This window comes from Corallococcus silvisoli (assembly GCF_009909145.1).
Classification (GTDB): Bacteria; Myxococcota; Myxococcia; order Myxococcales; family Myxococcaceae; genus Corallococcus; species Corallococcus silvisoli.
In genome coordinates, this window is the sequence record NZ_JAAAPJ010000002.1 from 177,646 (window position 1) to 198,970 (window position 21,325).

The following is a 21,325-nucleotide window of genomic DNA, read 5'->3' on the forward strand; positions in this document are numbered from 1 at the left end:
ATGGCTGTCTCCGCGCTCGAGCTGCGCCCCCGGGGAGCGGTGGCCTTGATGGACGCGGCGCTGCGGCTGTGCGCGCGCGACGCGGGCGTTTGGGCGCTCACGTTGCCGGGCGGCGCGGCGGTGGTGGCCACGCTGCTGCACCTGCTGGACGCGGTGGACCGCGGCCGCTCCCTCACCCTGCCCGCGCTGTACGTCACGCTCGCGTGGTTCCTGCGGGGCCTGGGCCAGGGCGCGGCGTGCCACTACGTGCAGGAGGTGCTGCTGGGCACGAAGGCGGAGCCGGCCCTGGGACCGTCGCTTCGCGCGGCGCTGTCGCGGCTGCCCAGCCTGTTCATCGCGGTGGCGTACCTGGCGTTCTTCAACGTGTTCACGGTGACGCTGTCGCTGGGCATCTCGCTGTTCCTGCTCTCCGCGCAGAGCGTGGGCTACGCGGCCACGATGCAGGGACGGGGCAGTCCGCTGAAGCTCTATTCCGTGGGATTGCGGCTGCTGGGCCCGTCGCGCGGGACGGCCACGGTCGTGCGGTGGTTGATGGCCGTGCAGGTGCTGGTGTTCCTCAACCTGCACATCGGGATCAACTTCCTGCTGATCCTCGCGCGGAAGCTCGTGGGCATCGACCTGACGTTCGCGGAGCGGTTCGCCTCGCTGGACAACTCGCAGTGGCTGCTGTTCCTCGCGGCGACGACGTTCGCCCTCTTCGAGCCCCTGCGCGCGGCGACCTCCACGCTGCTGCTGGTGGACGGGCGCGTGCGGCAGGAGGGCCTGGATCTGCTGGCCGCCGCGCGGCAGCTTCCGGAGCGCGGCGCGAAGCGCGGCGCGGCTTCAGGCGCGCTGGGAACGAAGGGCATCGCCGCGGCGCTGCTGGTGGCCACGGGCCTGCTGCTCACCGGCCCCACACCGGCTGAAGCGGCACCGCGCGCGGCACCCGGACAGGGGGCCGCGTCCACGGGGCGCCAGTCGGTGCGCGCGCGTCTGGAGAAGGTCGCGCAGACGTGCGAGCTGCCAGAGCAGGTGGAGGGCACGGCGCTCAAGGACCTCGACGCGCTGAGCACGCGGGAGGACACCAAGCTGGAGCGCTTCGTCCGGCTGCTGGAGAAGCAGGCCTACGACGACGAGGACTGCGACACGGCGGCCTCGACGCTGGAGGCAGGTCTGGCGCAGGTGGCCGCCACGGCCCAGGCGCAGGCCCAGGCGGACGCCCGGGCGGCGACGGACCGGGCGCGGTCCATCCTCTCGCGGCCGGAGTTCCAGGAGCGGCCGGAGCGCGCCCCGGACGCGCCGAAGGAGGAGGACGACGCGCCCTCGGGCCCGAGCTGGTGGCGCCAGTTCATCGACAAGCTGGGTCAGTGGCTGAAGGAACTCTTCAAGCTCAAGAACCCGCCGCCCCGGCCGTCCGAGGCCTCCCTCTTCAGCGGCGGCGCGGTGGCCAATGCCCTGGTCGTGATGCTGGTGGCGCTGACGCTGGCGGTGCTGGGGATGGTGCTGGTGAGGATGCTGCGGCGCGAGCGCACGGACAAGAGCCCGGAGCTGGAGGTGAGCACCATGGACGCGGCGGCGCTCGCGGGCAATCCGGACCATGCCTTGTCCCGTCCCCCCGAGGGCTGGGCGCACCTGGCCGACGCCCTGGCCGCCCGGGGCCAATACCGCGAGGCGGTGCGCAACCTGTACCTCGCGCTCCTGTCGCGCCTGCACCGCGACGGCGCCATCCACTACGACGAGACCCTGTCCAACTGGGACTACCTGCGCGCGTTCCGCGGCCGCCCCGAGGTGAAGGCCCCCTTCCGGGAGCTGACGCGCCGCTTCGACTTCGCGTGGTACGGCAACGAACCCGTGGGCTCCACGGGCTACACGGAGTTCCGCGCCATCACCGCCCCGCTGCTCGCCGCGCCGCCCGCGCAGGAGGCCGCCGGTGCGTGACCGGTTCCCGCTGCTCGTGCTGGGCGGCCTGCTGCTCGCGGGCGTGCTCGGGGCGTTCCTGGTGCGAGGCGCCCAGCGCGGCGGCTTCGCGGATCCCCTGTCCACCTTCCGGGCGGAGCCGGACGGCGCGCGCGCGCTGTACCTGCTCGCGCAGGAGAGCGGCCTGCCGGTGGCGCGCGGCATGTCGGACCTGCGGCTCCTGTCCGGCCCGCAGACGCTGGTGCTGCTCGCCATCGACGTGGAGGGCGCGCACGAGGCGGACCCGGACCAGACGCAGCTCGCGGCGGCTCCGGATGCGGGGCTGGCCGACGAGGTGGCGCCGCACCAGGGCTTCAATGCGCTCCGCGCCCAGCAGCTGGACGACGCGGAGGTCGAACGCGTCCTCGCCCACGTCCGCGCGGGACACTCGCTCGTGTACGTGCCCTGGGGCTCCCGAGAGAACCCGCTCCTCGACGCGCTGGGCATGACGCTGGACAAGGCGGACGCGACGCTGCCCATGCGCACGCTGGTGGCCCCGGTGCCCACCCCGTACACGCTGGGCGTCGAGCGCGTGGAGGCGAAGGTGCAGGCCTACCTCCGGCTCCCGAAGGACGCGGTCACCGTGCTCGAGGACGAGCGCATGGGACGCCCCGTGGCGGCGGTGGTCCCGGTTGGCGCCGGCCGGGTGCTGGTGATGGGCGCGCCGGAGCTCGCGATGAACCGGGCGCTCGCGCGCGCGGACAACGCCCAGTTCTGGCTGAGCGCCCTCAACGCCCTGGGCCCCGGCCCGTACGCCTTCGACGAGTTCCACCACGGCTTCACCAACGAGCGCTCCATCGTGGACTTCGCGCGCCGCTACGGCCTGCACTTCGCCGTGGCGCAGCTGCTGCTGGGCGTCGTGCTGTGGGCGGGCGCGCTGAAGCGCTTCGGTCGTCCCCTCCCGTTGGCCGAAGCCCTTCGCGTCGGCGCCACGGACGCGCTGTTCGCCATGAGCCGCCTGTACCGCGAGGGCCAGCACCACGCCTTCGCCGCGGGGCTCATCGCGCGCGGCCTCACGCAGCAGCTGGCGCCGCTCGCGGGCCTGCCCTCTCACGCCACCGCCGCCTCCGTCGCGGAGGGCCTGCGGGCGCGGGGGCGCCAGGACCTGGCGCGGGGGCTGCTCGACGTGGCCCGCCAGTCCGACGCCGTGCGGAAGGACGCCGACCTCCAGGCCCTCGCCACCTCCGCCGCGCACGTGCGCGAGCGCATCCACCCCGCCGGCACCGGCCGGCACCGACCCGGAACCCCATGAACGCCCCGCCCCTCTCCCCTCCTCCCCTTTCGGACGGCGGCAACGCCGTGCGGGCCGCGAACGCCATCCGCGAGAGCGTCCTCTCCGAGGTGCGCAAGGCCGTGGTCGGGCAGGACGAACCGCTGGAGCTGATGCTCTGTGGCCTGGTCGCCGGTGGCCACATCCTGCTGGAGGGCGTGCCCGGCGTGGCCAAGACGCTGATGGCCAAGGCGCTGTCGCGCAGCGTGGGCGCGGACTTCAAGCGCATCCAGTTCACGCCGGACCTGATGCCCGCGGACATCCTGGGCACCAGCGTCTTCGACCTGAAGTCGCAGACCTTCGTGCTGGTGCGCGGCCCCATCTTCACGGACCTGCTGTTGGCGGACGAAATCAACCGCGCCCCGGCGAAGACGCAGTCCGCGCTGCTGGAGGCGATGCAGGAGCGCGCCGTGTCGCTGGAGGGCAAGAACCTCCAGCTGTCCCCCATGTTCACGGTGTTCGCCACGCAGAACCCGGTGGAGTCGGAGGGCACGTACCCGCTGCCCGAGGCGCAGCTCGACCGCTTCCTGCTGAAGATCGACGTGGGCTACCCCGCGCCCGAGGAGGAGGACGCCATCCTCGAATCCGTGCATCGGGGCTTCGACGCGGGAGACCTGGCGCGCGCGGGCGTGAACGCGGCCGTGACGAAGGAGGGCCTGCTCCAGGCGCGCGCGGCGCTCAACGAAGTGAACGTGGAGCCGCCGGTCCTGGGGTACATCCGAAAGCTGGTGGCGGCGACGCGCGCCTCGCCCAACATCCGCCTGGGCGCCGGGCCGCGCGCGGGCGTGCACCTGCTGCTCGCGTCGAAAGCGCTGGCGGCGCTCCGGGGCCGGAACTTCGTCACCCCGGATGACGTGCGCTTCCTCGCGGGCCCCGTGCTGCGCCACCGGCTGCTGCTGTCGCCGGACGCGGAGCTGGATGGAGCCACGCCCGCGGACGTGCTGCGCGAGGTGGTCCAGGCCGTCGAGGTCCCCCGGTGATTCCCTCCGAGCGCCTGTGGGGGCTCGTCGCCCTGCTCGCGCTGCCCATGGCGCTGGCGGGCTTCTTCCCGGGCCTGGGCGGCGCGGTGCTGGCGTTGGACGCGCTGGCCGTGACGCTGGCCGCGTTCGACTTCCTCCAGGCCCGCCGCGTGCGGCTGGAGGTCCAACGCACGCTCCCGGAGCGCCTCAACGTCGGCGTCGCCAACCGGGTGGAGCTGCGGCTGGTGCACCGGGGCGGAGGCACGGTGGAGGTGCGCGTGAAGGACGACGCGCCCCCGTCCTTCGCCACCGAACCAGACGAAGCCACGCTGCGCCTCACGCCGGACAGCCAGACGCAGTGGGTGTACCGGGCCACGCCGGCGAAGCGCGGCAAGTTCAGCTTCGGCGCCGTGCACGTGCGCGTGAAGGGCCCGCTGGGGCTCGTCTCGCATGAGCGCACCTTCGCCGCCGAGCGACAGGTGTCGGTGTACCCGGACCTCCGAGGCGCCCGCAGGCTGCTGCTGTCGGGTGCGGCGCTGGACCTGGTGAACCTGGGCCTGCGCCAGCTGCGGCGCGACGGACGGGGCAGCGAGTTCGCGCGCCTGCGCGACTACGCCCAGGGCGACAGCGTGCGTGATGTGGACTGGAAGGCCACCGCGCGCCGGGGCAGGCCGGTCACGCGCGTGCTGGAGTCGGAGCGCTCGCAGGCGCTGCTCATCTGCGTGGACGCGGGGCGGTCCATGGCCGCGCAGGTGGATGGCCTCACCAAGCTGGACCACGCGGTGAACGCGGCGCTGTTCCTCGCCTTCGTGGCCATCCGCAACGGGGACCGCGTGGGGCTGGCGCTCTTCGCGGACGGCGTGAAGGCGTACCTGCCGCCCGCGGCGGGCCGCGGCCAGTACCGCAAGCTGGTGGACACGCTCTACTCCGCGACGCCCAGCCTCACGTACGTGGACTACCTGGCGCTCTTCAAGGAGCTGAACGTGCGCCTCCACCGGCGCAGCCTGCTGTGCGTCTTCACCGACTTCCTCGACGAGGAGCAGGCCGGAACGCTGGTGGCGCCGCTGCACCGGCTGGCGCGCCGCCACGTCCCGCTGTGCCTGTCCGTGAAGGACACGGCGCTGCAGAAGCTGCTGCACACGCCGCCATCTGGCCCAGAAGAGGCGTTCCAGCACGCGGTGGCCTCGGAGCTCCTCTCGGACCGCGAAGTCCTCAAGGCCCGCGTGAGCCGGGGCGGCGTGCAGATGCTGGACGTGGCGCCGGACGAGCTGAGCCTCGCGGCGGTGAACCGCTACCTGGACATCAAGGTGCGCGGAGTCCTCTAGGAGAACCATGGCCATCGTGTTCCAGGCAGGCGACCTCGCCGCGGAGGCCATCCCTGACGCGGAGGCAGGGTCCATGCAGCCGCTGCTCGAGCGCTGCGAGGACTTCCTCCAGCTCACCTACGGCCGCCCGGCGCTGCCGGACCAGGCACGCGACATTCCCAGCGGACGCCCTCCCGGGCTCGCGCCCGGCCAGGGCCATCTGTTGGCCCTGCGGACAGCGGACGGAGGACTCGCGGGCATGATTGAAGCGCTGCGCGACTACCCCGTCCCGGGAGACTGGTACCTGGGCATCCTGCTCCTCGCTCCGGAGGCGCGCGGACAGGGCCGGGGCGAAGCCGTGGTGCGCGCCTACGAAGCCCACGTGCGCGCGCATGGCGGCCGCCGGGTCAGGCTCGCGGTGTTGGAACAGAACACGCCCGCCCACCGCTTCTGGACGCGCATGGGCTACCTGCCGGAGGAGTGGATGGGGCCGAAGCAGCAGGGCCTCAAGTTCAACCGGCTCCTGCGGATGAGCCGGGAGCTGGAGTGAAGCGTCAGGCCTCGGGGCCTTCGCGAAGCCAGCCCACGAACCGCGTGTCAGGCACGTCGCCGCGCACGCGGTGCAGGCCGCGCTTGAACAGGGCGTAGACGCGGAAGAAGCGCTCCAGGCCGGCGCGCTCCGCGGGCGTCATCGGGTGCGTCCCGCACACCACCTTCGGGTCGCCCTTCCCCGCGTCGATGAAGCCCAGCACCGCCACCACCGGCACGCTCAGGCGCATCCCCCGCGGCAGGCGCGGCCCCAGCACCACCGCGTCCAACGGGTCCCCGTCATCCGAGCGCAGGCCCGGGATGGAGCCGTAGTTGTAGGGGCATGGCACGGGCGACACGAAGTCCACGGAGCCATCCGCGCGCCGCTTCACCATCGAGAAGCGCGGGCACTCAATCAACACCTCCGGCACTCGCGGCAACGGAGGCACGGACAGGTCGGCGATGGAACCCGGCGCGCCGCTCATCCCGCCTGCTCCGCCGCCCCACCCGCGCGCGCGCCCTTGCGCATTCCGCGCATCCAGTCCGACAGCAGGTACGCATACACGCCCGCGCCCACGGTGAGCGCGAAGGAGATCTTGAACTCCACCGACAGCTTCGGCGGGTGGATCTGCGACACGGTGCCCTCGATGAAGCCCGCCAGCACGAACAGCACCAGCGTGCCGAAGAGCATCTTCACCGCCGTCACCGCCTCCTTGCGCAGGGCCTGTCCGCGAGTCAGGCCCCCCGGCGCCACCATGCCGCGCGCGATGACGAGCCCCGCCGCGCCCGCGATGCAGATGGCGGAGATCTCCGGGATGCCGTGCGGGAGGATCCACGCCCAGAACCATCCGGCCATCCCCTTGGCCACGTACACCTGCGCGAGCGCCCCCAGGAACAGGCCGTTGACGAACAGCATCACCGCCGTGCCCAGCCCCAGGGTGATGCCCAGCGCGAACGCCAGGAAGGCCACCTCGATGTTGTGCGTGAAGAGGAACGTCGTGAACTGGGCCTGCTCCTCCACGGACGCGTCCTTGCCCACTGCTTCGCTGGCGGCGCGCTTCACCGGGTCCAGGCTCAGGTGGTCCCCGGGCACCAGGTACTGCGCCGCGTCCGGATCCACCACCATGCCCACGTAGCCGAAGCCCATGCCCGCCAGGAGCAGCAGCACCGCCGCCGCGTACATCCGCCACTCATGGCGCAGGAGCGCCGGGAAGCCGCGCGCCACGAACGCCCACACGTCCGCGAGCCGGGGCCGCGTGCCCGGGTAGGTCAACGCGTAGGCCCGGCCCACCAGGTCGTTGAGGTACGCGCTCACCTCCGCGGAGCCGCTCCGCGCGCGCACCCACAGCAGGTCACTGGAGACGGAGCGGTACAGCCGCCCCAGTGAGCGCGCCTCGTCCAGGCTCAGCTTGCGCAGGCCCTTGCCCTCGGACTTGTCCAGGAGCGACTCCAGCTGCTGCCAGCGCGGGCGCCGCGTCTCGATGAACTCCGCCATCTCCATGGGGGCCACTCTACCCGAGCCTGGAAACGGCGAAGCGCCGGCCGCCGTCCCCGCGAAGGGAAGGCGCCGGCGCCCCGGTGCTCCGGACAGGCCGCCTGCTACTTGATGAGCTTCTCCAGCGGCTTGGCCTCGGTGGAGGCCTGGGCCTCGGTCCACTCGACGACGGGCGTCTGCCACGCCATGCCCGTCTCCGCCGGGTCCGTGTCCAGCTTCTCGAAGTCGAAGCCGTCACCGCCGAAGTACAGGTACTCCACGGTGGCGACCGAATACTCCTTCTTCGGATCCAGCGGCTTGCCCTTGGCGTCCTTGAACTTGCCCTTGCCCGCCGGGGTGAAGCCGGCCACGAGCGCGTCGGGGTTGGCCAGCTGCTTCGCCAGCTCCTCGCCGTTGAGCTTCACGGTGAGCAGCGAGTTCTCGAACGGCATCACCGAGTACACGCTGCCCAGCGTCACCTCGCCCTTGGGCAGGCTGTTGCGCAGGCCGCCCTTGTTGAGGATGGCCCCGTCGGTGTTGAGCTGCGTGCGCACCGCGCCGGCCACCCACTTCGCCATCAGCGGCGAGTCCTGGGCGATGCCCGTCTTGGTGAAGCCAATCTTCCGGCCCAGCGCCTGGTCCACCTTCGCCTGCCACTCGGCGATGCGCTTCGCCGTCTCCGCGTCCGGCGTCCCGCCCGTCACCTCGACGACCTGGGTCTCCACGCCGGTCAGCTTCTGACCCGCGGGCTTCGCCGGATCGAACGTGAAGCGCGCGCGCGCGTACGAATCAAAGCCACGGCTCAGCGACACATAGGTCGTGTCACCCTCCGTCTTGGAGCCGGTGGCCTGGGCGCCGCAGCGGCCACCGGCCACCAGCGAGACCTTCCAGTCCGGGTGCTTCGCGACGACCGGCTGCAGGTCCGTGGGGCACTGGTCCGCCACCACGACGATGACGTCCGCGCCCGCCTTGCGCGCCTCGGGCACCGCGGTCGCCAGCGCGTCCTCGTTGGGCGTCACCTCCAGGCCCTCCGCGCGGCCGGACATCGCCGTGCGCACCGTCTTCTGCGACGTCAGGCCCACCACGCCCACCTTCAGGCCCCGGCGGTCGAAGACCTGGAACGCCGGCATGGCCAGGTCCTTCGCCAGCGATTCGTCCGTCACCTTCAGGTTCGCCGCCAGGAAGGGAAAGCCCCCCGCCGCGCGGTTCTTCATGAAGGAGTCCTTGGCGTACGACAGCTCGTGGTTGCCCAGCGCGGAGGCCGCATACCCCATGTGCCCCATCACCTCCGCCGTCGGAGCCCCCAGGAAGAACGAGGAGATGGCCGGGCCCGTCCACAGGTCGCCCGTCGTCAGGGCGAGCGTGCCGGCATCCGGACAGGTCGCCTGGCCACCCTTCAGCGGACCGGCACAGTGCTTCTCGTCATTGACCCAGCGGCCCATCAGCTCCGCGGCGCCGCCCTTGCCCTCGACGGGCAGGAGCTGGCCACGCGCACTGCCGGTGACGAGCACCGTCACCTCGGAGGGCACCGTGGGCTTCGCGGGCTCCGCCGCGGGGGGCGGGGGCGGAGCCGGCGGGGGAGTCTTTTCACAACCCGCGAGGGCTCCCAGGGCGAGGACCAGCGCGCCGGACGACAGCCACAGCTGGCGGGAAGGACGACGGAAGGGACGCAGCGAGGGAAGGTTCGGGTTCACGGCCGGGCCTTTAGCACATCCCCGACGTGGTAGCGTGACGCAATGACGGGCATGAAAGGCAAGGATTTCAAGCCTTTACGAGATGAAACGGACGGCGGGACTCCTACCGGCCAGGAGGCCCCCCACGGCCGGAACCTGGCCTGGAAACTGTGGGGCGAGGTCCGCGGCGGCGCGGAGCATTTCCAGTCCGCGAAGGGGCAGCTGCCCCCGGGGCGGATCCGCCAGTTCTTCTATGGCGTGACGCTGCCATTCCACATCGCCCGGACCACGCTGGCGAACCCCGCCGTGCGCGCGACCTACGTGCGGGTGACGGCGCTGCAGACGGCGTTCCTGCTGGCCATCGCCGGGGCCTGGGCCCTCAACGAGGTCGGCGACAGCACGAATCACGAGCGGGTGCCCTCCTCCCACGAGCGGACGCCCCTCAACGAGGAGGCACGCACCCGGGCCGAGGCGCGCATCGAGGCGCGGGCGAAGGCGCTGGACGCCGCGCTGAAGGCCCGCGAGCGCCAGGGCGACGCCATGAAGAAGGACGAGGCGGTGGCCGTGACCAAGGCGGTGGCGGCGCTCATCGCGGAGGCCGTCAATTCGGGCAAGCAGGGCGCCATGCCGCTGGACGAGGCCGCGGAAATCGCGGCGGACGCGGCGGAGGCGGCCGCGAAGAACGCCGCCGAGCATGCCGCGGATCGCGCTGACTCCGAGGAGGCGGCCGACAAGGCCGCGGACGACGGCGACACCCTGGGCGACGAGCTGGCCACCACCATCCGCGCCGCCGTCGCGGAGGCGGCGCGGGACGCGGAAGCGGCACGGGACACCGCGGCCACCAAGGGACCGCGCGTCCAGCGGGAGAAACAGAAGAAGGGGCTCGACATCGACGCGCCCACGCTGCGCGGAGGCGTCTTCTTCCTGGGCAGCTGGGAGTTCTGGGCGCTGTTCTTCGGCTCGTTGAGCGCGGTGCAGTGGATCGTCGTCGCCCTGTCGCGCGACTACCACACGGCCATCTCCCGCGAGGCGAGCCTCGCCACGGGCGTGCCGCCCGAGGACCCGGACATCATCCCGCGCGTGCGCCTCAACTTCCCCTGGATGCGAGCCAAGCTCCAGCGCCGCTGGAGGGCCTTCATGCTCTTCGCGATGGGCTTCCCCGCGCTGGCGCTCATCACCACGCCCGTGCTCTGGGCCAAGCCCGTGTTCACCGCGCTCAGCAGCCTCTGGGGCTTCTGGTGGCTCATCGTCTTCACCGCCGCCAAGAGCGACCGGGCCTGGGTGGCCCCCGTCACGCGCCCCTCCTGGTTCCTGCGCGGCTGGGCCCAGATGGCGCGTGGCCTGCCCTTCCTGCGCTGGGGGCTCTTTCGCTGGTACGCGGCGGTGATGACGCGCAGGACGGAGCCCGTCGCCTCGCCGGTCGCGTGCGTGGAGCGGCAGCCCTGGGTCTTCGCGGGGCTCGCGTTCACCCGCTTCGTGGGGAGCATCCCGCCCTTCCGCTGCTTCACGCGGCCGTTCATCCCGGTGGCCTCAGCCCACCTGATTGGCCTGGATCCTCAGCAGCCCCCCGCGCTCAAGCCCGGCGACTCGCCGCCCCCGCACAGCGCGGGGGACTGAGCTCAGACGTCGGAGGGCGCGTTGCCTTCGGGGGGCAGTCCGCCAATGCCCTCCAGCGGCGCGTGCGGCTGCTGTGGAGCGCCCAGCTCCAGCCGCTGGCCCTCCTCCCGCCGCGCCGGCAGGTCGATGACGCTCTGCAGCTGCTGGCTCACGGAGCGGAAGAAGCCCGTGAGCAGCTCCGGCCGGTCCGCCAGCAGGTCCAGGAAGTCGCGCCGGTCGATGACGAGCACGCGGGAGTCCACCGCGGCCACCATGTCCGTGGGGCGCGGCGCGCCGTCGAGCAGGCTCACCTCGCCGATGGCCTCCTTGGCCTGGAAGCGCAGCACGTGCTCGCCGTTGCGGAACGCGTCCACCGCGCCCTCGACGATGACGTAGAGCGCGTCGCCCGGGTCTCCCTGGCTGTAGAGCCGCTCACCTGTCTTGTATGACGCCTCGCGCGCCACCTCCGCGATGGCGGCGATGTCATCCACGTCGCTCTGCGAGAAGACGCTCACGCCCTCCAGCGCGAACATCCGTTGGACGATGGTATCGCTCATGTCACCTTCCTGCGGGAGCACGTCCAGGCCGTTCACCCGCGCCACGTGGCGGGCGCACGCGCGCAGCACCAGGTCCTCACTCTGCACGAGCCCCGCCAGCCGGCGCCACAGCCGGCCCGGCGCGCCGGGCGGAAGCTCGCGGTGGTGGGCCTCCACCTGCTCCATCACCAGCTCGCGCTCCTCCACCGCCACCAGGTTCTCCAGCAGCTCCAGCGCATAGGCCCGCCGGCGCGAGTCATTGCCCACCAGGTGCTGGTGGATGCGCCGCATCGCCTGGGGCGGATGCAGCAGGCCCAGGAGGAAGAACGACAGCTCCAGCGCCTGGTCCAACCGGTCGCCCACCGCGCGGGTGAGCAGCGACTGCGGCCCCAGCGCCGCCTGCACGTCGCGGAAGGCGCCCACCAGCTGGCGGTACGTGTCGCGGCGGCGGCCCAGGGCCTCGTGGATGCGGTCCACGTCCACCGGATGGTCGGGCTGCTCCTCGCGAAGCCGCGACAGCTGCGCGCCGATGCGGAAGTGCAGCCCCGCGTCGTCGCGCACGTTGGAGAACAGCAGCGCGTTGAGCGCCGCCGACGTCCCGATGCCGCGCAGCACGCGGGGCAGTTGCATCCGCATGGCCAGGGGCGCGGCCTTGTTGTTGAGCTGCAGCTCCAGCAGCGGCGTCACCGCGTCGCCCAGCTGCACCAGCGACTCGCGCGCGGCCGGGCGCTCCTCGCGCCAGGTGAGGAAGGGCAGCAGGCGCGGCGCCAGCTCCACGTAGCCGCCCTCGCCCACCGCCACCAGCGCCACGCGCCGCACGGAGAGGTCCATGTCCTCCAGGTAGAGCGACAGCGGCCCCGCGAAGCGCGGATCCTTCAGCCGGCCCAGGAGCCGCGCCACCTCGCGCCGCTCGGCCACGGGCGCGTGGTCTCCCTTCGACAACAGCTCCCGCAGCGACTCGAGCGCCGCGGAGTTGCCCTGCGTGCGCATCAGCGCGCCAATGGCCGCGGACCGCAGGCCCACGTCGGGGCTCGTCAGCAGCGGCGGCAGGAGCCGCTCCGCGCGCTCCGGCGACAGGCGGGCCAGGGCCCACACGGCCTGGTCGCGGGGGCGCCGGGGCCCCTCCTCCACCAGCCGCTCCAGCATGGGCGCCAGCTCCCGCGCATCCATGGACAGGGCCAGCGTGACGCCGCGCTCCTGCACGCGCTCATGCGGGTGGCTCAAGAGCGCGGCCAGGTGGTGGCGCAGCGGCGCGGCCTCCGCCTGCTCCAGCATGTCCACCGCGCGCAGCACCCGCTCCGGCGTGGACGCGCCCAGCGCATCCACGAGCAGCTTCTGCGCCTCGCCGCCCAGCTCCACCTCTTCCTCTTCGTGCGCGCCCACCTGCTCGCCCAGCGCCGTGAGGTACGCGGGCTTGAGGCGCACGAGCAACAGGCCCAGCGCGGCGCACAGGAACACCACCGCCACCGCCATGGTGACGCCGGTGGCGGCCCGGCCCGCGCCAATGAGCATCAGGCCCGCCAGCACCACGCCGCCCTTGCGCAACAGGCCGTCCACCGCGCTGCGCAGCCCTTCGCGCTGCTCGTCCGGCACCGCCGCGTACAGCAGCTGGATGCCCACCGGAAGGATGGAGTAGCTCACCGCCGTCTCCACCAGCCGCAACAGGTGCACCGGCCACAGCTGCCCGGTGACGAGCGTGGCGCCCGCCAGCGGCGCGAGCACCAGCGGCACCAGCGCCAGGTACATGAGCAGGCCCATGCGCTTGAGCAGCCGCTCCGCCACCAGCAGCTGGAAGGCCACGCAGAACAGGCCAATCCACAGCTGCAGCGACCCGAAGAGCGCCGCCAGCCCGTCCTCGCTCAGCGTCCCCTCCACGCGTAGCCGGAACAGGTAGTCCACGAAGGACGACACCACCGCGAACGCGATGCCCAGCGCCGCCAGCACCTGCGCGTACGGGCTCTCCCCCAGGTAGCTCCACGCCGGGAACCACGCCGCCTGCGAGCGAGCGCGCGCGGGCACGGGCGGCTCCGACCGGTGCAGGTGGTGGAAGATGGCGCCCGCCGCCAGCAGGCTCACCGCGCCGCTCACCACCACCAGGGGCGTACCCAGCCGCACCGCCAGCGCCTGCACCAGCAGGCCGCCCGCGATGCCACCGCCCATGCCAAAGCCGTTGAGCACCGTGAACGCCCGGCGAGCCTCGCGCGCGTCGAACGCGGACGCCATGCGGCCCCAGAAGCGGAACGACACGAAGGTGCTGAAGCAGTCCGCGAACAGGTACAGCGCCAGCGCCGGCATGCGCTGCCCCGCGGACAGCGCCGCCGCCAGCCCCAGCGCCAGCACCCCACCCACCCCGGTGAGGATTCCCGGGGACTCCGTGGGCGCGTCCGGACGGCCACGCGGCAGCAGCGTGAGCGTCGCCGTCATCAGCGCACCCAGCAGGTAGAGGTACGGCAGCGCCTGCGATTCGAAGCGCGACAACACCAGCGCGTTCGCGGACGTCTTGAGCTGCGTCACCCCGGCGATGAGCGCGAACTGGAAGGCGCCCGCGGGCAACACGCGGCGGTTCCAGGATGAGGTTTCAGAAGAGGCCACGGGCGCGGGAATGCGGACAGGATAGCGTGGGAGCCCGCTATTCACGAATAACACTCTTCCAGTCCGCCCCGCATCTGCCCTCCGGCTGGGCCTGGACGCCTGCCTGCCCGGCGGCGTCCGGGCTCCAGAGTGATTTCGGCTCCCACGGAGAATCCGTCGTGGGAGCGCCCACGGGATGGGGGGCGCGTGGCGTACACTGCCGCCCCGTGACGCCTCCCGACGACACCCTGCTCGACGGCACCCACACGGTGCTGACCCCGGAGTACGTGGAGTTCCGCTTCACCCTGGCGGGGGTGTACGCGCGGTTCCTGGCGTGGCTGCTGGACGCGCTCATCGTCGCCTTCGCCACGGCGTCGGTGCTGCTGGTGTTCCAAGTGGGGATGGTGGCCTTCCCGGGGTTCGCCAGCGCGCTGGGCATCGTCGTGTACTTCCTGGTGGACTGGGGCTACGGCATCGCGCTGGAGACCGCGTGGGCGGGCCAGACGGTGGGCAAGCGCGTGATGTCCCTGCGGGTCATCCAGGAGAGCGGCGTGCGCATCGGCTTCTACCACGCCGCCCTGCGCAACCTGGCGCGCGTCGTGGACCGGCTGCCGCTGCTCTACCTGGTGGGCGGCTCGGTGGCGCTGCTGTCGCGCTCGCACCAGCGGCTGGGGGACCTGCTCGCCGGCACCATCGTCGTGCGCGAGCGGCGCCTCAAGGTGCCCTCCGCGCTGGAGACCCGGGGCGAAGAGGGCCTCCTGGCGGATCCGCTGTTCGTCTCGCGCGTGAAGCGGCTGTCCACCGAGGAGCGGGAGGTGGTGCTGTCCGCGGCCCTGCGGCGAGAGGAGCTCCGGATGGAGGCCCGCCTCACGCTGTTCTCCGCGCTGGGCGCCCGGCTCCAGGACTCGCTCGCGATGGAGAAGCCCGCCCACCTCTCCGATGAGAAGTGGACGCTGCTGGTCGCCGCCACCCTGCTGCCCGCCCCGGCGCAGCGCCCGGGGAGGTCCGCGCCCCCGCCTAGAAGTACGCCGCCGCGCCCACCGAACCCGTCAGCGACTTCTGCGTATCCTCGTTGAGGGCGATGTAGAAGTTGTACTGCACGCGCAGGCCCAGGCTCACGGAGTCGGTGACGAAGAAGTCGACGCCCGCGTTGGGCCCGATGCCCACGAAGTTGCTGATGCTCTCCTTGAACACGATGAGGTAGCTGATGTCCGTGCCGATGTACGGGCGGATGGACTCCTCCATCAGCAGGTAGCGGATGCCCAGCGACGGCGCCAACCCCACCACGCGCTTCTTCGGGCTGGCGTAGGTGTCCGTCGGGAACATCAACTTCGAGAGGGAGACGACCTCGAAGCCGTTCTCGACGTAGAGGCTGGCGTCCAGCCCGAGGAACGGCGTCTTGTCGAGGCCCGCGGTGCGGTTGAAGTCCATGTAGCCCAGGGACACCCCCAGGCTCCGGTTGGAGAACTGCGCGTGAGCAGGAGCCGCTCCCAGGAGGGCGGCGAGCAAGCCAAAGGCACAAAAGTAGGTCCGCATGACGGGGCACTCTACAGCCGGCATAACCCCTGGAAAACAGCGCTGATTCAGCACAAGGCCGCCGTTGCCTGATGGGGTGGCGCTCTCCTACACTCGGTCGGCCATGCGTCTTCGCCGCCTCGTCCTGACCCTGACCGCCGCCGCTGCCCTGACCACCACCACGGGCTGTCTCAGCACGCCCCCGCCGCATGAGCGGGCGCTCATCAACAACGAGCTGTGCGCGCAGGAGATGGCCAACGGGGACCTGCAGAAGGCGGAGACCTACTGCAACCTGGGCCTGGAGTTCTCCCCCCAGTACGCGGACCTGTGGGCCAACAAGGGCCTCATCGCCATGTACTCGGGCAACAAGGGCAAGGCGAAGGAGTTCTTCATCAAGGCCCTGCGCTTCAACCAGGAGCACCTCCAGGCATACCAGAACCTGGGCGTCCTCTACCTGGAGGAAGGCGCCTACGGAAAGGCCCACGACAACTTCAAGCGCGCCTTGCAGGTGAACCCGGACAACCTGGAGTCGCGCTACGACCTGGGCCTCACCTTCATGAAGATGGGCAAGACGAAGCAGGCCCGCAAGGAGTTCGACACCCTGCTCGCCGTCAACCCCAACGTGGCCAACGCCCACCACAACCTGGGCATCATGGCCTACGAGGAGAAGGACCTGGAGACGGCCTTCGAGCACATCTCGCAGGCCGCCCAGCTCACCCCGGACTCCGCGGAGGTGTGGCACGACCTGGGCACGGTGCTGATGGAGCAGAGCCGCTTCGCGGAGGCCCGCGAGGCCTTTGGCAACTGCGCCCGCCTTGATGAGAAGAACTCCAGCTGCCTCAACAACCTCGCCGTCGCCCAGCGCAAGGTGGCGCTGACGGACTCCGCGCTCAAGGAGCTGAAGGACACGCAGACCGCGGAGAACAGCGCCCCGGCCATGTACCTGCTCGCGCGCCAGTACCGCGAGAAGGGCCTGCTCACCGAAGAGGAAGCCGCCTACCGCAAGTGCGTGAAGCTGGACGCCAAGTTCGCGCCCTGCCACTTCGGCCTGTTCCAGATCTTCTCGGAGGCCCACAAGCAGACCCACGCACAGACGGCGTGCAAGAACTTCATGAAGTTTGGTACCTCCGAGGAATTCCCCACCGAGTATCAGGCGTGTGAGAGATTCCTCGCCAACGACTCGTTCTAGCCGTCCCTTCGGGTAGCGACACACGCGATGAGCGTCCGTCTGACCGTTACGCAGCGCAGCGAGGCCGGAGGCGCCTCCGGGAAGGAGGTCGTCCTCGACGACTCCGTCATCACCCTGGGGCGCGACAAGACCTGCCAGGTGGTGCTTCCGCAGCAGGCGGTGTCGCGCAACCACGCGCGCATCAGCCAGGAAGGCACCCTCTACTTCCTGGAGGACCTGGGCAGCGCCTACGGCACGAAGATCAACGGGAAGACGCTGCCCAAGGGCGAGAAGGAGCTGCTGCGCAACGGCGACGTGATCGCCATCGCGCAGTACGACGTCCGCTTCGACAAGGTGGTGGAGATCGCCCCGGACGTGAGTGACAAGACGTCCTTCATCGCGCGCGGCATGGTGAAGGACGTGATGCGCGGCCTCGCGGGCGGCGAGGAGCGCTTCCTGCGCTACATGAACGGCCCGCGCGAGGGCCAGCGCATCGAAATCTCGGAGGCGCAGGAGCACGTCTTCGGCCGCGACGAGAAGGAAGCCGACGTCATCCTCAAGGACGACCTCGTCTCCCGCAAGCACGCCAAGGTGCGCCGCGACTGGTCCGGCACGCACGTGGAGGACCTGGGCAGCCGCAACGGCATCAAGGTCAACAAGAAGCGGGTGAACCGCAAGGCGCTCAAGGACGGCGACGAGCTGGAGATTGGCGCCACCCGCTTCGTCTACGTCGACCCCGCCGAGCCCCCCGACGAGCCGGCGGTGAGCCTCTCCGCGGAGCCGAGCCCCGCCAGCGCGCCGGCTCCATCCCCGCCGCGGCCCTCCCCGCCCCGCCGTGAGGAGCCGCCCCCGCCGGAGCCTGAACCAGAGCCTGCCCCCCCGCCGCCGGAGGAGCCTGCCCCCTCCGAGGATTCATCCGCGGCCTCCTCCGAAGAGCCCTCGCCCGAAGGCGACGGCTCCATGGGCGAAGCCATGCCGGAGCCGGAGCCCGAGCCGGAACCCGCGGCCAGCATGGGAGCGCTGTCGGACAAGAAGAAGCTCGTCCCGCTCATCGTCATGGGCGTGGTGGGACTGAGCTTCCTGGTGTTGATGATCGCCGTGCTCGCGGGCGCCTGAGCGGCGCCGCGGCACGGGCAGGCCCCTGGATGGGGGCCGCCTCCACACAGTGACGGGAAGTCGAGTGGAGCCGCCTCACGTCCGGAGGTCCCCGGCGGAGGCGGCGCGTCCCGCGCAGGGGCACGAGGCCCCGGCGGACTACCGGCCGGAGGAGATGCGCGCCACCGGCTGGATGTTCAGCTCGGGCGACAGCTCCTGGTAGCTGAGGATCGAGAACGAGGGGTTGAACTCGTACTCCAGCAGCTTGCGCACGTAACGGCGGATGTCCATCGCCGTGAGGATGACGGGGCGCTGGGCGCTGGGCGGCAGGTGTCCGCACTCGGAGCGCACCGCGCCCACGATTTCCTGGGCGATCTCCGGCTCCAGCGCCAGGTGGGCGCCCGCGGAGGTGCGCTTGATGGAGCTGCGGATGGCCTCCTCGATGTTCGGGTCGAGCAGGTACACCACCAGCGTGCCGGTGCCGCGCGCGTACTTGTGGGAGATGTAGCGGCGGAGCGAGGCGCGGACATGCTCCGTGAGCATGACGTTGTCGGCCTCCACCTGCCCGTACTCCGACAAGGCCTGGAGGATGCCGCGCAGGTCGCGGATGGAGATCTCCTCCTCCACCAGGCGCCCGAGGATGTCCGTCAGCTTGAGCACGTTGACGATCTTCGGGACGACCTCCTTCACGATGGCCGGGAACGCCTTCTCCAACTGCTCCAGCATCGTCTGCGTTTCCTGCACGCCCACGAACTCGCGGGCGTTCTTCCGCAGCACGGCGGCGGTGTGCAGGATGATGTAGCCGGGCACGTCCCAGGTGGTGAGGCCCGCGGACTCGAGCGTCTCCCGGAACTGCTCCGGCACCCACGCGGCGGGCTGGCGCGTCGCGGGGTTGATGGCCTCGAAGCCGGGGATGTTCATCAGCTTGAGGCGATCCACCGTGTCGTTCACCAGGATGTGGCCCAGGGTGGCCTGGCCGGTGACGACGGGGACCTCGTTGATTTGAATCTGGTAGGCCCCGGGCGGCAGGCCGCCGTTGCCGCGCGCGCGCACGCCGGGGAAGCGGACGCCCAGCTCCACGAAGAGCCCGTCGCGCATGAACGGGATGAGCTCGAAGAGGAACTTGCCGCCGTCCTGCCTCGAGTCCACGAAGGGTACCAGCGCGTCGGACACCTCCAGGACGATGGGGGTGACGACGGGGATGAACAGCTCCGAGTCCGGGTTGAGCTGCTCCTTGGGCGGAGGCTCGGAGGACACCGGCGTGCCGAAGCTGGACTCCATCGCGGGGCCCGCTTCCTCGGCGGCCAGGGCCTCGTCGCGCTTGCGCATCATCGACCACGCGCCGAAGCCCGCGCCCGCGCCCAAGAGGAAGAAGGGAATCTTGGGCAGGCCGGGGATGAGGCCCAGGCCCACGAGCATGGCCGACGCGATGGCGATGGCCTTCGGGAAGGCGGTGAGCTGGCTGCCCACGTCCTTGCCCAGGTGCGCGCCCTCCTCCTCGCCGCCCACGCGCGTCACCAGGATGCCGGCGCAGGTGGAGATGAGGATGGCCGGGATCATGCCGACGAGGCCGTCACCGATGGTGAGCAGCGTGTACTTCTGCGCGGCGTCGCCGGCGGACAGGCCCTTCTGGGTCACGCCGATGATGAGGCCACCGACGATGTTGATGACCGTGATGATGATGGACGCGATGGCGTCGCCCTTCACGAACTTCATCGCGCCGTCCATGGCTCCGAAGAGCTGGCTCTCACGCTCCAGGTCGCGGCGCTTCTTCTTCATCTGATCCTGATCAATGACGCCCGCGCGCAGGTCCGCGTCGATGGACATCTGCTTGCCAGGCATCGCGTCCAGGGTGAAGCGCGCGGCCACTTCCGCGACGCGCTCCGAGCCCTTGGAGATGACGATGAAGTTCACCACCACCAGGATGAGGAAGAGGATGGCGCCGACGACGAAGTTGCCCTGCACCACGAAGTTACCGAACGCCACCACCACTTCGCCGGGATCGCCGGTCAGCAGGATGAGGCGTGTGGTGGAGATGGTGAGCGACAGGCGGAACATCGTCGTGATCAGCAGGATCGTCGGGAACGACGACAGGTACAGCGCGCTGGGCACGTAGAGGGAGATGAGGAGCAGTACCACCGACAAGCTGATGTTCAGCGTCAGCAAGACGTCCAGGATGAGCGTCGGCAGCGGGACGATCATCATCCCGACGATGGCCACGACGACCACCGCCAGGACAATGTCGGAGTACTTGTTCAGGAAGCTGTTCGGATCGGCGTTGGCCATCGTCGGGCGCCATCCTAGTCCGTGCCCGCCCCCAATCCCAAGGGGGGGATGGCTCCCCCTGGCGAGAGAGGGAGCCTCGGGTCAGGCTACGAGCGGTCGTCGGGGGCTTCGGATTCCGAAGCCTCGTCCGAGCTCTCCAGGGCCGCGGCGGCGAGCATGCGCGCACGACGGCTCAGGGGATCCTGGTCCTCGGGGTCCAGCGACACGGCATGCTGGAAGTCACGGGCCGCGTCGGAGACCCGGCCCTGGCGAAGGAAGGCTTCGCCCCGGTTGACGAAGGGGGTGATGTCGGTGGGGTCCAACTCGATGGCGCGGTTGAAGCACGCCACCGCGGTGTCCAGGTCCTCCAGCGCCAGGTGGCAGGCGCCCAGGGCGGTCTGGAAGTAGGCCTCGGTCGGGTCCATCGACGCGAGCTTCTCAAAGAGGCTCAGCGATTCGCTGAAGTGTCCCTCCTGGAAAAGGTTGAAGCCCTCCGTGGCCCGCTCGAGCATCTCCGGGCCAGACAGGGGCTTCGCGTTGTCGTTCGACACCGTGGCCTTGGATTCAGTCGTCATCGGCGCGTTCACCGGGGCGGGGACAGCAGCGGCGGGGAGTCTAGCCCGGGGCCCCCGCCAGTTCCAGACGGGGACCCTTCCAAGGCATGGGCCAGAGGACTACTTCTGATCGTCAATCCGCTCCTGCACCTTCGCCATGATGTCGTTCATCGACTTGTCGATGATGGACTTGAAGATGTACTCGGCGGAGGAGGCCTTGTTGAGCTGGTTCTTGGCCTCGGCCTGGATCTGCTCCGGGGTCGCGTTCGGGTTGGCCGCGACGAACGCGTCGACCTTGCCCTGCGCCGTCTCCAGCGCGCGCTTGCCGGACGTCTCGTTCAGGATGCCCAGGTACTGCTGCGACAGGTCGTTCACGGCCTGGCGGCCCGCCTGCTGCGCGTTCCCAGCCGAGGCCTGCTTCGCGGCCGGCTGCTGCGTGGAGGCCTGCTTGAGCTGCGTGCTGATGGTGTTCAGCTCGCGCATGGCCTGGTTGGAAGCGGCCGGGTTCGCCTGCGTCGGGGCGCTGGTCCGGACCGTGGGGGATGCGGCGGGGGTGCGGGAGATGGTGTTGGAGCCCATGAGGCAACCTCGTTCAAAATGCGGTTTTCAAGGTTATCGGCAGCAAGGCTAGGGAAGTTTCTGGATCTCCACCAGGGGTCCCCAGGTCGCCCAAACGCCGCCGGCCCCGGACCAGTACCCCCGAAGGAGCACCAGCGCGGGGCCGGAGCGAACCACTCAACCTGCCTGCGACTACTTCAGGTTGTTGATGGCCGCCATCGCCATCTCGTCCATCTTCTTCATCAGGTTCGTGATCGTGCTCATGATCTGCGAGTCCTGCTGAACCTTCTTCTGCGCCTCCAGGAAGCCGCGCTGCTCCGGCGG

At 70.8% G+C, this 21,325-nt stretch carries 17 protein-coding genes; 9 read left to right on the forward strand and 8 right to left on the reverse strand.

From position 1 onward, the window contains the following. From GTY96_RS06480 to GTY96_RS06500, 5 genes are read left to right on the forward strand one after another with little or no spacing between them, the layout of a single operon-like run. Entirely contained in the window at positions 1 to 1,917 is a 1,917-nt protein-coding gene (locus GTY96_RS06480) for a DUF4129 domain-containing protein (protein ID WP_161664204.1), read from the forward strand. Further along, complete coding sequence (locus GTY96_RS06485) at positions 1,910 to 3,187, forward strand: DUF4350 domain-containing protein (protein WP_161664205.1); 1,278 nt, start codon at positions 1,910 to 1,912, stop codon at positions 3,185 to 3,187. Before GTY96_RS06480 ends, GTY96_RS06485 begins: the two co-directional genes overlap by 8 nt. Further along, on the forward strand, positions 3,184 to 4,185 hold the full coding sequence (locus tag GTY96_RS06490) for an AAA family ATPase (protein WP_143899232.1): 1,002 nt from the start codon (positions 3,184 to 3,186) through the stop codon (positions 4,183 to 4,185). Before GTY96_RS06485 ends, GTY96_RS06490 begins: the two co-directional genes overlap by 4 nt. Continuing rightward, positions 4,182 to 5,489, forward strand: a complete 1,308-nt coding sequence (locus GTY96_RS06495) for a DUF58 domain-containing protein (protein ID WP_161664206.1) — start codon at positions 4,182 to 4,184, stop codon at positions 5,487 to 5,489. Before GTY96_RS06490 ends, GTY96_RS06495 begins: the two co-directional genes overlap by 4 nt. Before the next feature lie 7 nt (positions 5,490 to 5,496). Next, the gene (locus GTY96_RS06500; protein WP_161664207.1) at positions 5,497 to 6,018 is read left to right on the forward strand and encodes a GNAT family N-acetyltransferase; all 522 of its coding nucleotides are present in this window, start codon (positions 5,497 to 5,499) and stop codon (positions 6,016 to 6,018) included. Between the two features lie 4 nt (positions 6,019 to 6,022). Here GTY96_RS06500 and GTY96_RS06505 read toward each other — a convergent pair whose 3' ends face one another. From GTY96_RS06505 to GTY96_RS06515, 3 genes are all read right to left on the reverse strand, one after another. Then, a complete protein-coding gene (locus GTY96_RS06505; protein WP_161664208.1) occupies positions 6,023 to 6,481 on the reverse strand; it encodes an inorganic diphosphatase in 459 nt (152 codons plus the stop codon). Next, complete coding sequence (locus tag GTY96_RS06510) at positions 6,478 to 7,497, reverse strand: stage II sporulation protein M (RefSeq protein WP_143899236.1); 1,020 nt, start codon at positions 7,495 to 7,497, stop codon at positions 6,478 to 6,480. The genes GTY96_RS06505 and GTY96_RS06510 overlap by 4 nt, the downstream gene beginning before the upstream one ends. A gap of 98 nt (positions 7,498 to 7,595) precedes the next feature. Beyond that, positions 7,596 to 9,164 (reverse strand): bifunctional metallophosphatase/5'-nucleotidase, encoded by a 1,569-nt coding sequence (locus tag GTY96_RS06515; protein WP_328700785.1) that lies wholly within the window; start codon positions 9,162 to 9,164, stop codon positions 7,596 to 7,598. Positions 9,165 to 9,215: 51 nt separating this feature from the next. Here GTY96_RS06515 and GTY96_RS06520 point away from each other — a divergent pair, with 51 nt between their 5' ends. Further along, complete coding sequence (locus GTY96_RS06520; RefSeq protein ID WP_161664209.1) at positions 9,216 to 10,760, forward strand: hypothetical protein; 1,545 nt, start codon at positions 9,216 to 9,218, stop codon at positions 10,758 to 10,760. Between the two features lie 2 nt (positions 10,761 to 10,762). On the opposite strand, the gene GTY96_RS06525 is transcribed toward GTY96_RS06520, so the two are convergent. Then, positions 10,763 to 13,867 (reverse strand): cyclic nucleotide-binding domain-containing protein, encoded by a 3,105-nt coding sequence (locus tag GTY96_RS06525; protein ID WP_161664210.1) that lies wholly within the window; start codon positions 13,865 to 13,867, stop codon positions 10,763 to 10,765. 206 nt (positions 13,868 to 14,073) lie between these two features. On the opposite strand from GTY96_RS06525, the gene GTY96_RS06530 reads away from it, so the two are divergent. After that, on the forward strand, positions 14,074 to 14,922 hold the full coding sequence (locus tag GTY96_RS06530) for an RDD family protein (RefSeq protein ID WP_143899239.1): 849 nt from the start codon (positions 14,074 to 14,076) through the stop codon (positions 14,920 to 14,922). Here GTY96_RS06530 and GTY96_RS06535 read toward each other — a convergent pair. Beyond that, positions 14,864 to 15,382 (reverse strand): outer membrane beta-barrel protein, encoded by a 519-nt coding sequence (locus GTY96_RS06535; RefSeq protein WP_143899240.1) that lies wholly within the window; start codon positions 15,380 to 15,382, stop codon positions 14,864 to 14,866. The genes GTY96_RS06530 and GTY96_RS06535 overlap by 59 nt on opposite strands. 103 nt (positions 15,383 to 15,485) lie before the next feature. Between GTY96_RS06535 and GTY96_RS06540 the strand changes: the two genes are divergently transcribed. Beyond that, positions 15,486 to 16,550: a tetratricopeptide repeat protein gene (locus GTY96_RS06540; RefSeq protein ID WP_186001806.1), complete on the forward strand. Its 1,065-nt coding sequence runs from the start codon at positions 15,486 to 15,488 to the stop codon at positions 16,548 to 16,550. A gap of 27 nt (positions 16,551 to 16,577) precedes the next feature. Further along, entirely contained in the window at positions 16,578 to 17,645 is a 1,068-nt protein-coding gene (locus tag GTY96_RS06545) for an FHA domain-containing protein (protein ID WP_143899241.1), read from the forward strand. A 138-nt stretch (positions 17,646 to 17,783) separates the two neighbouring features. On the opposite strand, the gene sctV is transcribed toward GTY96_RS06545, so the two are convergent. The 3 genes from sctV to GTY96_RS06560 all read right to left on the reverse strand — a co-directional run bounded on the left by sctV (position 17,784) and on the right by GTY96_RS06560 (position 21,022). Beyond that, the gene (gene sctV, locus GTY96_RS06550; protein WP_161664211.1) at positions 17,784 to 19,910 is read right to left on the reverse strand and encodes a type III secretion system export apparatus subunit SctV; all 2,127 of its coding nucleotides are present in this window, start codon (positions 19,908 to 19,910) and stop codon (positions 17,784 to 17,786) included. Between the two features lie 86 nt (positions 19,911 to 19,996). Next, positions 19,997 to 20,464, reverse strand: coding sequence for a tetratricopeptide repeat protein (locus GTY96_RS06555; protein ID WP_143899243.1), 468 nt, complete (start codon positions 20,462 to 20,464; stop codon positions 19,997 to 19,999). Between the two features lie 99 nt (positions 20,465 to 20,563). Next, positions 20,564 to 21,022 (reverse strand): hypothetical protein, encoded by a 459-nt coding sequence (locus GTY96_RS06560; protein WP_143899244.1) that lies wholly within the window; start codon positions 21,020 to 21,022, stop codon positions 20,564 to 20,566. Between the last annotated feature and the right edge of the window lie 303 nt (positions 21,023 to 21,325).

Bases quoted from the DNA above. Each gene is read 5' to 3' on its own strand.
- GTY96_RS06560 (WP_143899244.1), bottom strand. From the start codon at position 21,022: ATGGGCTCCAACACCATCTCCCGCACCCCCGCCGCATCCCCCACGGTC.
- GTY96_RS06545 (WP_143899241.1), top strand. From the start codon at position 16,578: ATGAGCGTCCGTCTGACCGTTACGCAGCGCAGCGAGGCCGGAGGCGCC.
- GTY96_RS06500 (WP_161664207.1), top strand. From the start codon at position 5,497: ATGGCCATCGTGTTCCAGGCAGGCGACCTCGCCGCGGAGGCCATCCCT.
- sctV (WP_161664211.1), bottom strand. From the start codon at position 19,910: ATGGCCAACGCCGATCCGAACAGCTTCCTGAACAAGTACTCCGACATT.
- GTY96_RS06510 (WP_143899236.1), bottom strand. From the start codon at position 7,497: ATGGAGATGGCGGAGTTCATCGAGACGCGGCGCCCGCGCTGGCAGCAG.
- GTY96_RS06520 (WP_161664209.1), top strand. From the start codon at position 9,216: ATGAAAGGCAAGGATTTCAAGCCTTTACGAGATGAAACGGACGGCGGG.
- GTY96_RS06535 (WP_143899240.1), bottom strand. From the start codon at position 15,382: ATGCGGACCTACTTTTGTGCCTTTGGCTTGCTCGCCGCCCTCCTGGGA.
- GTY96_RS06490 (WP_143899232.1), top strand. From the start codon at position 3,184: ATGAACGCCCCGCCCCTCTCCCCTCCTCCCCTTTCGGACGGCGGCAAC.
- GTY96_RS06480 (WP_161664204.1), top strand. From the start codon at position 1: ATGGCTGTCTCCGCGCTCGAGCTGCGCCCCCGGGGAGCGGTGGCCTTG.
- GTY96_RS06505 (WP_161664208.1), bottom strand. From the start codon at position 6,481: ATGAGCGGCGCGCCGGGTTCCATCGCCGACCTGTCCGTGCCTCCGTTG.
- GTY96_RS06540 (WP_186001806.1), top strand. From the start codon at position 15,486: ATGCGTCTTCGCCGCCTCGTCCTGACCCTGACCGCCGCCGCTGCCCTG.
- GTY96_RS06555 (WP_143899243.1), bottom strand. From the start codon at position 20,464: ATGACGACTGAATCCAAGGCCACGGTGTCGAACGACAACGCGAAGCCC.